Origin of the sequence: Sphingopyxis sp. H115 (assembly GCF_001468465.1) — a bacterium.
Taxonomy (GTDB): Bacteria; Pseudomonadota; Alphaproteobacteria; order Sphingomonadales; family Sphingomonadaceae; genus Sphingopyxis.
The window spans coordinates 1-13,516 of sequence record NZ_LNSA01000018.1 but is presented as its reverse complement, the minus strand read 5'-3'; the positions used below and the strand labels follow the sequence as shown (position 1 = coordinate 13,516).

Below are 13,516 nucleotides of genomic sequence, written 5' to 3'. Positions count from 1 at the left end.
TGATATGAAACTCGTCCGCACGCTCGCCATGGGCGGCGCCGCCGCCCTCGCCTTCACGGCCGCCGCCGCGCGCGCCGACGAAGCCGTCGAGACTGCCGACGCCGATGCGGTCGCCGGCGAGGACACCATCGTCGTCACCGGCTATACCGGAACCAAGACCGACACCGCGCTCACCGAATTGCCGCAGCCGATCAAGGTCGTCACCGCCGAACAATATGAAGCGCAGGGCGCGATCAGCATCAGCGACACGGTGAAATATGCCGCCGGCGTCCTCGCCAATCCCTATGGCCGCGACACCCGCGTCGACGGGTTCAACGTCCGCGGGCTCGATGCGCTGCAATTCCGCGACGGCATGCGCGATATCTTCAGCTATTATGCCTCGATCACCTCTGACCCCTATAATTTCTCGCGCGTCGAGATCGTGCGCGGCCCGGCTTCGGTGCTGTTCGGGCAGGGTTCGATCGGCGGCCTCGTCAACCTGGTCAGCAAGACCCCCGACTTCGATACGCGCGGCGAAGTGAGCCTTGTTTATGGCAGCCATGACCGCAAGGAAGTGCTCGGCGACATCAACCTCGCGCTCGCCGACAATCTCGCGGTCCGCCTCGTCGGCCGCGCGCGCGATGCCGACACCTATATCGACCACGTCCCCGACGACCGCGTGATGTTCGCGCCCTCGATCCGCTGGCAACCGACCCCCGACACCGACGTCGTGCTGACCGGCCTCTATCAGGAGGACGACACCGGCTCGACCTCGCAATTCCTGCCGATCGTCGGCACCTTCCGGCCCAACACCGTCGCCGGCGCGCAGCTCGATCGCTACACCTTCGTCGGCAAGCCCGGCTGGGACCGTTATGCCGGCCGCTCGCTTCAGGGCGGCGGATCGATCACGCACCGCTTCTCGGACCATGTGCAGCTCAGCCTCAAGGCGCGCTATATCGACAGCGACCTCGAATATAAGACGCACTATGCCGACAGCTATACGAACCCGCAGGATCCCTTCTCGGTCTATGGCACCGACGGGCGCACCATCGGCCTCTATGCCGACGCCAGCGACGCGCGGATGAACGTCTTTTCGACCGACAATAATCTGCAGTTCAATTTCGACACCGGCGCCAATATCGCGCACAAGCTGCTCGTCGGCGTCGACTACAGCTGGAACAAGGTGCAAAAGCGGGGGATTTTCGGCTTCGAGATCGTCGACCTCTACGATATCGACGGCGACGCGTTGCTCGCTTACGAACCCAGCGGCGATTTCACCCCGGAAAGCCAGAAGCAGCTCGGCGTCTATGTCCAGGACCAGATCCGCTTCTTCGACCGCGTCTCGGTCGTGCTTGGCGCGCGCCGCGACCGCGTCACCGGATCGTCGGGGCAGAAGGACAATGCCACCACCTTCCGCGCCGGCATCATCGGCGAGATCGGCGCGGGCATCTCGCCCTTTTTCAGCTACACCGAGAGCTTCCTGCCGGTCGCCGGCCGCATCGAAAACGGCGACGGCACCTTCGGCGATCCCTACCGGCCGCAGACGGGCACGCAGTATGAAGCCGGCGTGAAGTGGCAGCCGACGGCAAACACGCTCGTCACCGCCACCGCCTTCAAGATCAAGGAGCGCAACCGCGTCCTCTATCTTGCCGCCGGCGGCACGGCCCAGTCGGGCGTACTCGATACCAAGGGTTTCGAGATCGAGGCCAGCCACACGCTGCCCGGCAATTTCGAGCTGCTCGCCAATTACGGCTATGCCAAGCTCAAGTCGGAAACCAACACCAGCCTCGACTATATGCCGCGCCACACCGCGTCGTTCTGGTCGACCAAGACCTTCGGCCTTCCCGAGGACGCGCAGCTCCGCCTTGGCGGCGGCGTCGTCTACAGCGGCAAGAGCGTCTCGACGAGCCCGGTGTGGTCGATCGTCACGCCATCGCGCACGACGGTCGATGCGCTGGCCGAGATCAGCTGGACCAATTGGCGTTTCGCGGTCAACGCCACCAACCTGCTCAACAACAAATATTACGCATCGTGCCTGGCGCGCGGCGACTGTTTCGTCGGCGCCCCGCGCAATGTGATGGGAACGATCGGCTATCGCTTCTGATCGTCGGATGGCCGCTGCGCACCCGCGCGGCGGCTATTCGGCCTTCGCCTCCCTCGGCTGCGCCATTTCGGCGCGGTCGCGGCCGTTCGCCTTCGCGCGGAGCAGCGCGGCGTCGGCGGTGCGCACCAGCCGGTCGAACCCGCAATGAACCGGCGCGACCGCGACCCCGACTGACACGCTGATCGGATCGAGATCCTTGCCACCATGCCCGAGTTCCAGCGCCGCGATGCGCGCGCGGATATCCTGCGCACGATCTTCGGCCTGCCGGGACGACAGCGTCGGCAACAGTACCAGAAACTCCTCTCCCCCATAACGAAAGGCCAGCCCCGTTTCGCGGGTCACATTGGCGAGCACCTGGCCGACCGCGCGCAGCACGGCGTCGCCCGCCTCATGGCCATGGACATCGTTGAAACGCTTGAAATGGTCGACGTCGATCATCAGGCAGCCGAGCGGCTCGCCCAAGCGCTCGGCCTGCGCGATCTGCGTCTCGAGCACATGGCCGAGTTGCCGCCGGTTGGCGAGGCCGGTCAGCGAGTCGGCCATCGCCATCTCGCGCAGCGTGTCGCGAAGCTGAAGGTTGGCGATCGCCAGCCCGATATTTTCCGCGAGCATGTCGAAATAGATCATCTGCGCGGCGATCCGTGGCGCCTCGTCCGCGGGCATCTCGAAATAGAGCAGCCCAAGCGTCTCGCGCTGCGCCGTCAGCGGCAAGCACAAGGTATCGATCGGCAGCCCGGTGTCGCGATCGACATGATCGCAGGGCACGTCGACATTGTCGCCGGCGGGGCGATGACGAAGCCCGCGCCGCAGCGCCCAGCAGGATATCGGGGAAAATTGCCCCGCCGACCGAACCGGCCCGAGCCAGCTTCCTGCTTCGACGACAAGGTTGCGCTGTTTGTCGAGCAGGTACAGCCGCCCCGGCAGGCCCGGCGCGATTTCGGGGACGAAACGCTGGACGACCTCCTGCAAGTCGTGAAGCGTGTCGCAACCCTGCATGCGCTGGGTCATCCGCGACAACAGATCGCGCATCATGCGGTCGGCATCGCGTTCGGCTTCCAGCCGCTGCCGCTCGAGGCCGTTTTCGCGGAAGATGCGGATCGCCTGCGCCATGTCGCCAATCTCGTCGATCTGGCTGAATTCGGGCGGCTCGGCGGCATAATCCTGTACCGCAAGCCGGTTGACCACATCGCTCAGCTTCACCACCGGGTGCAGGACGCGCTGCTTGAAAACGAAATAGAGGACGCACAGCACGAGCAGCGCGGTCAGCGCCAGCGCGACCTCGGATATCCGCTTCCACAGCTGCGAAATCTCGGTCGCATCGGCGACTTGCGCGGCGATCCGGCTGTCGAGCCGGTCCTGGAAGCGCTGGATATCGAGTTCGGCGCGGTCGAGCTGCCGTTCATATTCGGCCCCGAACAGGATTTTCCGCGCGGCGGCCACATCGCCGCTCACATAAGCCTTCAGCGCGGCTTCCTGCTCGTCGTGGAGCGTGTCGGCCAGCGCGATCGCCTCCTTCAACGCGCCAAGCTCGCTCGCGGTCGCGCCGGCATTGCCGATATGCGCGATGCGCTCCTCGATCGCCTTCAACGCCGCGACTTCGCTGCGATAGGCCGCCAGATAGGTGGGGTCGTCGGTGTTGACGAATTGCCGCGCCCGGTCGCTCAGCAGGTAGATTTCATTGCCCAATTCGGCGGTCGCGCGGTCGAGGACATATCGTTGCTCGACTGCGGCGCGCTCGCGATCCTGCGCGTTGGACGCAAAGATCATCGTCGTGCTCGACACGATCGTCAACACGACGGTCGCGCCATAGGCCCAGTTGGTGATTGTCGCGAGGCGCATGGGCTTGCCCTAAATGATAAATGCTTGCGGCGGGTTAATCGTCTTACCGGAAAAAACCGGTCGGCCCCGGCGGATAAGGGTTTGCCGTCGGCGCGCTACGCAAGGCCGCGCGGACCGATCGGTCGCCCCTCGCCAACCGCCGCCTCGCGCGCCTCGGGCGGCGCAAGCAAGCGGGCCCGCAGCGTCTCCCAATCGTCGAAACGCCAGAAACTGGGGCTGTCGCGCCCGACGATCCGCGGATGTTCGGCGGAGGGCGCGATCGCACGATCGACGGGCTCGATCTCGGCCAGCATCGCGCAATCGAAAAAAGCGCGAACGACGACATCCTCGTCGGCTTCGCCAGTGCTTCCGACGACAATGCCCAACTCGCCGGTGGACAGCCGGACCAATGTCCCGACCGCATAGATGCCCAGGCTGTCGGCAAAACGGTCGAGCAGCACTGGGTCGAAATGCCCCTCCCACTGCTTCATCGCCGTCAGCGCCTCGCAGGGCGTCCATGCACGCTTATAGGGGCGGTTCGACGTCACCGCGTCATAAACGTCGCAAATCGCCCCCATGCGCGCGGCGAGAGATAGCTCGTCGCCCTTCAGCCCGCCGGGATATCCGGTGCCATCGACCTTTTCATGGTGGCGCAAACAGAGTTCCAGCGCGAGGGCGGGGGCACCCGGCGAACTCGCGAGCAGGCGATATCCGGCGACCGGGTGCGACCGAACCGAACGCATTTCGTCCTTCGATAGTCCGCCGGGCTTGTTCAAAATCTGATCGGACACCGCGACCTTGCCGATATCGTGCAACAGGCCCGCGACCCCAAGATCCTCGACCTGTTGCGGGTCGAGTTCGAGATGACGGGCAAAATTGATCATCAGCGCGCACACCGCGACCGAGTGGAGATAGGTATATTCATCCTTCTCTTTCAACCGGACGAGGTTGATCAGCGCCTTGGAATCGCGCTCGATAGACGCGCCGATCGTGCCGGCGAGCCGGACCATCCGGCGAACCCCGATCGCGCGGCCCAATCGCGCATCGTCGAACATGTCGACCACCGCCGCGCACGTCCGGTCGATCGTCCGCTTTGCCCGGCGACATTCGCCGACATATCCTGTGCGGCGGCGCGACGCTTCGTCCGCGGGCGAGTGCGGCGGCGAAAAGACTGCGGCCGTGCGAACCGGCTTGGCCTTGCCCTGCCCCCGCCCGGAGGCCGGCGCGCGCGCGGCGCGCTGCATTTGCGCCGGTGCGTCGGGCTCGCGGCCGTCGGCGGGCCCGCGCCCGCGCTCGTCGTCGATGATAATCCCGTCGATGTCCGAATTGCGGATCCGGTCGAGTTGCTCCTGCGTTTCGACCCGGAAATAGCGGCGCCAGAACGGATGATCGAACCACGACCCTTCAAAGGCGTGGACGAACATACCGATTTCGACATCCTTCAATTCGATTCGAACAAGCATTTCGGGTCCCGTTGCGGCCGCCTGATCAGCACGCACGCCTCCAGATACGGCACGGCGCGTGCCAATTTAAGCGGCGCTGCAGCTGGGGGATCAATCGCCCGCGAAATCGAACGCCGACACCCCGCGCTCGCCGTCGCGAAAGCGCAGCGGCCGGCCGAGCGGCGGCATCGATCGCTGGACGCAACCGGTGCGCGTGCAACGCCTGCATCCGAGGCCGATCGGCGTCGCGGGGCTGCGCATCAGGTCGAGCCCGCGCGCGGCGACCAGCGGCGCGGCGACCTTCGCGTCGACCCCGACGCACACGGCAAAGCGCGCGGGCGTGCCGCTGCCCGTCGCGCCGGGCGCCGCGACCGAACGCGACTGGGTGAACCAGCGCGAGCCGTCTTCGAGTTCGACAAGGTCGGCGAGGACCTCGCCTGGGCGGGCAAAGGCTTCGTGAATGCCCCACAGCGGGCAGCGCGCGTCGCCTCCCGTCAGCGGCGACTGGCTCGCGCCGGCATAGCGCTTGCTCCCCTGCCCCGCGCGATCGATGCGCAGCATGAAAAAGGGCAGTCCGCGCGCGCCGACGCGCTGCAAGGTCGTCAGCCGGTGCGCGACCTGCTCATAGCCCGCGCCGAAGCGCCGCTGAAGCAGCAGCAAGTCATAACCGGTCGCGTCGCACGCCCGCAGAAAACGGCTGTATGGCATCATCAGCGCCGCCGCGAAATAATGGACCAGATGGCGCTCGAACAGGCGGGCGGCGGCGGGTTCGGCGAACTCGGCGCCCGCGACCAGTGCGTCGATCTCGCCCTTTGCCTCGACCTGTGCCAGTGTCGCCGCTGCCTGGAAGGTGCGCGAGGCGGGCCGCAGCAGTTCGTTCAGCATAAGTTGCCGGGCGTGCCAGTCGAGCCAGCGCAACCGGTCGGGCATCACGTCACTCGGCAATATACGGATGCCCAGTTGGTGCCGCGTGCGTAAACGCTCTGAAATCGTGCCATAAAGATCGCCGCCAGCGAGCCGCAGTTCGTCGGCCAGCTCCTCGGCCTGACGGTCGAGATCGGGGAAATGGTTGCGCCATTTCTCGATCGCGCGGCGCACCGCGGCCACTTCGGGCGCATCGCCTTCGCCTTCCGAACGCTCCTCGGGCGCCGCATCGAACAGCCGCGTAAAGGCGGCGGCGGTCGCGGGGGCGGTCTGCAACCACTCCTCGACCTCCAGCGCGCCGATGCCAAGGTCGGCGAAGCGCGGATCGGCGAGCCGGCGGCGCAACCCCGCCGCGCCCCCCGGCACATCCTCACCGCCGAGGCTCGCGGCGTCGAAACCGAAACGTTCTGCCAGCTTTACCAGCACTGTCGCGCTCAAAGGCCGCTGGCCATGTTCGATCAGATTGAGGTAGCTCGGCGAAATATCGAGCGCCTCCGCCATCGCCGCCTGCGTCATCCCCGCCTCGCGCCGTACCTTGCGTACCGCCGGCCCCGCAAACACCCGTCGCTCCGCCATGAAATGTAACTTTCTTTACTAATTTACATCTCAATTTACACCTTATGGCCGTATTTCACAAATATTATTGACAAAGCTTTTCACTTTCCGCAGCACCTTCGCCAACATCCACCCATCACCTCCTCTCAAGGACAAAGACGATGGGCTACCAAGAAGACATGGCGCAGGCAGGCCGCCTCATTCGCGATTACGACGGCACGTGGGACGGCATCAGCGGCGAAAGCGTCGCCCGCATGCGCGCCCAGAACAAGTTCCGCACCGGCCTCGACATCGCGCGCTACACCGCACGCATCATGCGCGCCGACATGGCCGCCTATGACGCCGACCCGGCGAACTACACCCAGTCCTTGGGTTGCTGGCACGGCTTCATCGCGCAGCAGAAGATGATCGCGATCAAAAAGCATTTCGGCACCGTCAAGGGCCGCTACATCTATCTCTCGGGCTGGATGATCGCCGCGCTGCGCAGCGAATTCGGTCCGCTGCCCGATCAGTCGATGCACGAAAAGACCAGCGTTCCGGCGCTGATCGAGGAGATCTACACCTTCCTGCGTCAGGCCGACGCGCGCGAACTCGGTATGCTGTTCCGCGACCTCGACGCCGCGCGCGCCGAGGGCGACGAACTCAAGGCCAAGCAGGTCCAGGCCGCGATCGACAATCATGAAACGCACGTCGTGCCGATCATCGCGGATATCGACGCGGGCTTCGGCAATGCCGAGGCGACGTACCTCCTCGCCAAGAAGATGATCGAAGCCGGCGCCTGCGCGCTGCAGATCGAAAACCAGGTCTCCGACGAAAAGCAGTGCGGTCACCAGGACGGCAAGGTCACCGTACCGCATGAGGATTTCATCGCGAAGATCCGCGCCTGCCGCTACGCCTTCATGGAACTCGGCGTCGAGGATGGCATCATCGTGACGCGCACCGACAGCCTAGGCGCAGGCCTCACCAAGCAGATCGCCTTCTCAAAGGAGCCCGGCGACCTTGGCGACCAGTATAACAGCTATCTCGATTGCGAAGAGGTCGAAGGCGCGGGCAACCCCGGCGACGTCCTCATCAACCGCGACGGCAAGCTGATGCGTCCGAAGCGCCTGCCCTCGAACCTCTATCAGTTCCGTCCCGGAACCGGCGAGGATCGTTGCGTGATGGATTGCATCGCCAGCCTTCAGAACGGCGCCGACTTGCTGTGGATCGAAACCGAAAAGCCGCACATCGAACAGATCGCTGGCATGGTCGACCGGATCCGCGAAGTCGTCCCCAATGCGAAGCTCGCGTACAATAATTCGCCAAGCTTCAACTGGACGCTTAACTTCCGCCAGCAGGTGTTCGACGCTTGGGAAAAGGAAGGCAAGGACCTCAGCGCCTATGACCGCGCCAAGCTGATGAGCGCCGATTATGACGCGACTCCGCTGGGCGAAGAGGCCGACAACCGCATCCGCACCTTCCAGCGCGACGCGGCAAAGCGGGCGGGCATCTTCCACCACCTGATCACGCTGCCGACCTACCACACCGCGGCGCTCAGCACCGACAATCTCGCCAAGGAATATTTCGGCGACGAAGCGATGCTCGGCTACGTCAAGGGCGTCCAGCGCGCCGAGATCCGCCAGGGCATCGCCTGCGTGAAGCACCAGAATATGTCGGGCAGCGACATCGGCGACGATCACAAGGAATATTTCGCCGGCGAAGCGGCGCTGAAGGCCGCAGGCAAGGACAATACGATGAATCAGTTCGCCGCCTGATACGAGTTCGGCGCGAGGGGCCCGTTGCACCCCCTCGCGCCAACCCTCTTGGCGCGGGGCCAGCGACCCGCCTCGCGCCTCCCGAGCTTTCCTGGGGAGGAAAGCCTGTCCGCCGGAAGCTCTTTGCGCTTCCGGCGGACATTTTTATCGCTGCACCGCCGCCGCCTCGCCGCGCGTCTTTACGAGCGACCAGATGATCCCGCCCGCGATCAGCGCGACGGTGACGCCCAGGCTGACCAACGGCGGAAATTTGTCGCCGCCGAGGATGAAATCGGCGACGAAAATCTTCGACCCGATGAACACCAGCACCAGCGCAAGCGCATATTTGAGGTAATGGAAACGGTGAACCATCGCCGACAGCGCGAAATAGAGCGCGCGCAGGCCGAGAATCGCCATGATGTTCGACGTATAGACGATGAAGGTGTCGGTCGTGATCGCGAAGATCGCGGGCACGCTGTCGACCGCGAACACCAGGTCGGCGAGATTGATAACCACCAGCGCAAGGAACAGCGGCGTCGCAGCCACGACCATCTTGCCTGTTTTCGTATCAGGTACGCGCACGAAGAATTTCTCGCCGTGCAGATCGTCGGTCAGCGGGATGTGCCGCGACAGCCATTTGACGACCGGATTGCCCTTCACATCCATCGGCGTATCGCTCGCGAACAGCATCTTCACGCCGGTAAAAACGAGGAAGGCGGCGAAAATATAGAGCACCCAGCCATATTCGGTGACCAGCGCCGCGCCGCCCGCGATCATGATACCGCGCAGCACGATCACTGCGACGATCCCCCATAGGAGCGCGCGATACTGGTAGCGCGGCGGGATCGCAAAGGTCGTAAAGATCAGCGAGATCACGAAGATATTGTCGATCGACAGCGCCTTCTCGATGAAGAAGCCGGTATAATATTGCAAGCCGGCCTCGCCGCCCTTCGCAGCCCAGACCCACGCGCCGAACGCCACCGCGATGCCGATGTAGAGCGCCGAGAGCTTCAAACTCTCGCCGATCCCCATCTCCTTGTTTTCCTTGTTGAGGATGCCAAGGTCGAAGGCGGTCAGCGCGATCACCAGCGTGATGAACGAAAGCCAAAACCAAGCCGGGGTCCCCAGCCAGTCGGAGAACAGAAATTCCATGATATCTTTCCCTGGATGCGCCGAAAGCGCCGCCTTTCGGCAGCGCTCCCGTCGTCAAATGTCGGTGATCAGCGGGCGAGCGCCGGGCGCAACGCGGGCAAACGCATTGTCAGCGCCGCCAGCCGTTCCTTGACTGCGAGCTTCAGCGTCTTCAGCCGTAGCAGGCGGAACGGATTGGCACCGCGGCGGCGCGCCTCGCGCCGCTCGGCATCGTCGAGTTGGCGATGGAGCTGGGTCAGGCGATAGAAATTGGGAGAAATGGTCATCGAAAAGGGCCTCCTGATTGAGAAATCAAGCAGGTGACGCCGATGCCGCTACCCTCAAAACAGGGGGGAGAAAGGGCCGCAAGCATCGGTGTCACCCGATGCGGTCCGACATCACGTGGCGGGAAATCTCCCGCCGACGCCAGAGGGGCCCGGCCCGCATAGACGTTATGTAGGAAGCGCGCCCGCCGCTTGCAAGTCCCCCCGCCCCGCGCCACGCTGCATTTCTGGAAGGAGCAAACCGATGAGCGTCACCATCGCAAAGGATGGCCCCGTCACGATCGTCACGATCGATCGCCCGGCAAAGCGCAATGCGGTCGACCCGCTGACCGCGCTCGCGCTCCGCGAAGCCTTCGCCGCGTTCGCGAAAGATGCCGGCGCGCGTGTCGCGATCCTGACCGGCAGTTCAGGCCATTTCTGTGCCGGCTTCGACCTCGGCGCGGTCGGCGCCTCGCGCTACGACCCCGACGGCCCGGGGCCGATGGGGCCGACGCGGATGCTACTCGAAAAGCCGGTGATCGCAGCGATCGAGGGGCACGCCGTCGCAGGCGGGCTCGAACTAGCGCTCTGGTGCGATCTCCGCGTCGCGGCGGAAAGCGCGATTTTCGGTGTCTTTTGCCGCCGTTGGGGCGTGCCGCTGATCGACGGCGGCACGGTGCGCCTGCCCCGCATCGTCGGGCAAGGCCGCGCTCTCGACATGATCCTGACCGGCCGCCCCGTCGGCGCGGACGAGGCACAGCGCATCGGCCTTGCCGACCGCGTCGTGCCCGACGGCAGCGCGCTAGCCGCCGCGATCGAACTTGCCAAACAGATCGCCGCCTTTCCGCAAATCTGCATGAACAGCGACCGGTCGAGCGCGTACCCCCAATGGGATTTCGACGTCGAAGCGGCCCTCGCCCACGAAGCCCACGCCGGCGTCATCCCCTTGCGCGAAGGTGCGGCGGTGGGCGCAAAACGCTTTGCCGACGGAGCAGGCCGCGGCGGCAGCTTTGCCGCATTCACGGGAGAATGACCGAGAAGCCATAGAAGGCGGCCCCCCGGGGGCAAGCCCGAGGTGCCAAAGGTTGGGAGGGGGGCATTGCGCGCCCGACGTCTGCAACTTTGCAAGCCCTGAACGCGTGAGGTCCGGCATTTCTTCGAAGCCCCGCGCGATGCCGGTGGTGGAAGCGATCAGGAAACGCGATTAAAGTGAGTCGTTTCCAATCTCTGAAGCTTGTCACTCGACCACACAGTCGTTTCGGTCATGGATTTCTGGTCCTTGGCAACGGTGTAAATGCGCGTTGATACCCGCGCGCCGGCCTTTCCCAGCGTCATGACCAGCGTGTCCGGCGCCGGCTGACGCAGGGCGACGCTATCGATAAAATCCATATTGCCGGTGATGGGCACGGCGACGCCATCGAGCGCGGCGGTCGATTCCGCATATCTAGCGGAGCCGTCCGGCGCGATGATTTCGACCCGCGTTGTCCATTTGCCGTCGTGCGTGGGCCGGAACGTCATCGTCACGCGCTGAGGCCGTTCTTGCTCGGGCATTTGCGACGCGTCGAGCGACCAGCTTCCGGCCAGCGGCGGCTGGGACGCTGCACTTCGAACGGCATTTGATATGCCCATCTGGTCGCTGGAAGGCGGGGCTGCGACCATCAATCCGACGGCCGCCATAGATATTGCGATGAACATGGCGATCATTCCTTTCGAACCGCGAACCCCGATGGCTGCGGTGCGCGCCAAATCTGTCACCGCGCCGCGCGAGCCCGGAAGATCGATATTTTCGTCACAAGTTTTTTGGAGATCCAGAAGCCGCGCCAGTTCGCGGCTGCTACCGACCCCCGTCTTGCGGCGGGCGGAACGCAAACGCTCGTTGATTGAAGTTTCTGATCGGCCCAGCCGCGCCGCGATGGTCTTGACGGTATGCCCTGCAACCAACAGGCGCAGAACTTCCATTTCCCGGTCGGTAAGGCATGCGGACAAGCCAGGAGCAGGTTGATTGGCAGACATGTCCTTCGCTCACCACAGCCCCGCGAACAGGTCCATCCCAATTTATTTGGGAAACGGGCGCGTGGCGCACCGAACATTGCGCCAAGGAAGCGCTGGTGCGCTCCAACCTACCCTTTGGGCATCAGCTTCATCGTCATCGCTGTTAGCGCTTCGGTCGCGGTCGAGATCACTGCGGGGGCGTCGGGCGCCCAGAAGGGCGAGTGCAGGCTGGGCAACGTCCGGCCATCCTTCTTCGCTGCATCATATTCGGCCTGCGGCACCCCGCCGACCCAGACGATCAGGCTCTTGATGCTCTTGTCCTCACGGCCGAAGCGGCCGAAATCCTCGCCGCCCATCACCGGCGGCATCTGCACGACCCGGTCGTCACCAAACCCGGCCTTCAGGAACGTCGCCATCTCCTCGGTAAAATCGGGGGTATTGAACGTCGCTGGCGTATATTCTTCACGTTGCACCGTGACGACCGGCATCTTGTCGTCCGGCATCCCGGCGGCGATCGCCTCTCCCTTCGCGATGCGCGCGATGCCCTCCAGCAGGTGATCGCGCACCTCGTCGGTGTAGCTGCGCACTGTCAGCTGCAACTTTGCCTCGTCGGAAATGATATTATGCTTCGCGCCAGCGTGAAAGCTGCCAACCGTGACCACCGCACTGTCGAGCGGGCTGATCTCGCGCGATACGAGCGTCTGGAGCGCGCCGACGATGCGGCTCGCAAGCACGATCGGGTCTTTCGTCGTCTGCGGATAGGCGCCGTGACCGCCGACACCCTTTACCGCTATATCGACGCTGTCGACATTGGCGAGTGCATAGCCTGGCGTATAGCCAATCTTGCCCGCGGGAAATTGCGCGGCGTCGTGAAACGCAAGGGCATATTGCGGCTTGGGAAAGCGCGTGTAGAGCCCGTCCTCGAGCATCATCCGCGCGCCCGCGCCGCGCTCTTCGGCGGGCTGGCCGATCATCACCAGCGTGCCCGACCACTTCGCCTTGTTCGCCGCCATCAGCCGCGCGACGCCGATCCACGCGGTCATATGCGTGTCGTGCCCGCAAGCGTGCATCACGCCCGTTTCGACGCCTTCCTCGGTGGTGACGCGCACCTTCGATGCGCCGGGCAGGCCCGTCTGCTCGGTCACCGGCAGCCCGTCCATGTCGGCACGAACCATCACCACCGGGCCGGGCCCATTCTCCATCACCGCGACGACGCCGGTGCCGCCTACTTTTTCGGTTACCTTGAAATCCAGCTTGCGCGCCTCGGCAGCGAGGATGCCTGCCGAGCGCACCTCCATGAAGCTGAGTTCGGGATTGGCGTGCAAATCCTTGTAGATCGCCATCAGTGACGGCATCTGCTTATCCACCTCGCCGCGCAGCGACTGCGCCGAAGCCGGCATCGCGAGCGCCAGGGCCGCCGCGCCCGTCCACAAAATCCGCATCTTCACTCCCCTGCTTGCCGGTCTGTCCGTTCTGCCCTCAGCCCGCCGGGACCAGTTCGATCACGTCGAGCAGCGATTCATAGGCGGGCGCCGGCAACACGAGCCGCCAGCGATTGTCGCCGATCCGTTCGAC

General features: G+C 64.5%; 11 protein-coding genes. 3 read left to right on the top strand and 8 right to left on the bottom strand.

Features of this window, described 5'->3' with window-relative positions:
* Positions 1-4 precede the first annotated feature (4 nt).
* On the top strand, positions 5-2,083 hold the full coding sequence (locus ATE71_RS13385; protein ID WP_058803820.1) for a TonB-dependent siderophore receptor: 2,079 nt from the start codon (positions 5-7) through the stop codon (positions 2,081-2,083).
* Positions 2,084-2,116: 33 nt separating this feature from the next.
* Here the strand turns inward: ATE71_RS13385 and ATE71_RS13380 are convergent, their stop codons facing one another.
* The 3 genes from ATE71_RS13380 to ATE71_RS13370 form a co-directional block, all read right to left on the bottom strand.
* Entirely contained in the window at positions 2,117-3,922 is a 1,806-nt protein-coding gene (locus ATE71_RS13380) for a diguanylate cyclase (RefSeq protein ID WP_058803819.1), read from the bottom strand.
* Positions 3,923-4,017: 95 nt separating this feature from the next.
* Positions 4,018-5,364, bottom strand: coding sequence for an HD-GYP domain-containing protein (locus tag ATE71_RS13375; RefSeq protein WP_152998780.1), 1,347 nt, complete (start codon positions 5,362-5,364; stop codon positions 4,018-4,020).
* Between the two features lie 90 nt (positions 5,365-5,454).
* Positions 5,455-6,843: a helix-turn-helix domain-containing protein gene (locus ATE71_RS13370; protein ID WP_058803817.1), complete on the bottom strand. Its 1,389-nt coding sequence runs from the start codon at positions 6,841-6,843 to the stop codon at positions 5,455-5,457.
* Between the two features lie 140 nt (positions 6,844-6,983).
* Here ATE71_RS13370 and ATE71_RS13365 point away from each other — a divergent pair, with 140 nt between their 5' ends.
* Positions 6,984-8,576 (top strand): isocitrate lyase, encoded by a 1,593-nt coding sequence (locus ATE71_RS13365; protein WP_058803816.1) that lies wholly within the window; start codon positions 6,984-6,986, stop codon positions 8,574-8,576.
* Between the two features lie 144 nt (positions 8,577-8,720).
* On the opposite strand, the gene ATE71_RS13360 is transcribed toward ATE71_RS13365, so the two are convergent.
* Positions 8,721-9,707 carry a TerC family protein gene (locus ATE71_RS13360; RefSeq protein WP_058803815.1) on the bottom strand — a complete coding sequence of 329 codons (987 nt, stop codon included), beginning with the start codon at positions 9,705-9,707 and terminating at the stop codon, positions 8,721-8,723.
* 68 nt (positions 9,708-9,775) lie between these two features.
* Entirely contained in the window at positions 9,776-9,973 is a 198-nt protein-coding gene (locus ATE71_RS13355; protein ID WP_235588016.1) for a DUF465 domain-containing protein, read from the bottom strand.
* 241 nt (positions 9,974-10,214) lie between these two features.
* Here ATE71_RS13355 and ATE71_RS13350 point away from each other — a divergent pair, with 241 nt between their 5' ends.
* Entirely contained in the window at positions 10,215-10,982 is a 768-nt protein-coding gene (locus ATE71_RS13350) for a crotonase/enoyl-CoA hydratase family protein (RefSeq protein WP_058803814.1), read from the top strand.
* 158 nt (positions 10,983-11,140) lie between these two features.
* Here ATE71_RS13350 and ATE71_RS13345 read toward each other — a convergent pair whose 3' ends face one another.
* The 3 genes from ATE71_RS13345 to ATE71_RS22195 form a co-directional block, all read right to left on the bottom strand.
* Positions 11,141-11,962 (bottom strand): helix-turn-helix domain-containing protein, encoded by an 822-nt coding sequence (locus ATE71_RS13345; protein ID WP_235588015.1) that lies wholly within the window; start codon positions 11,960-11,962, stop codon positions 11,141-11,143.
* Between the two features lie 107 nt (positions 11,963-12,069).
* Positions 12,070-13,383 carry an amidohydrolase gene (locus ATE71_RS13340; protein WP_152998779.1) on the bottom strand — a complete coding sequence of 438 codons (1,314 nt, stop codon included), beginning with the start codon at positions 13,381-13,383 and terminating at the stop codon, positions 12,070-12,072.
* A 37-nt stretch (positions 13,384-13,420) separates the two neighbouring features.
* A partial coding sequence (locus ATE71_RS22195; protein ID WP_152998778.1) for a DUF4893 domain-containing protein occupies positions 13,421-13,516 on the bottom strand: 96 nt, incomplete at its 5' end.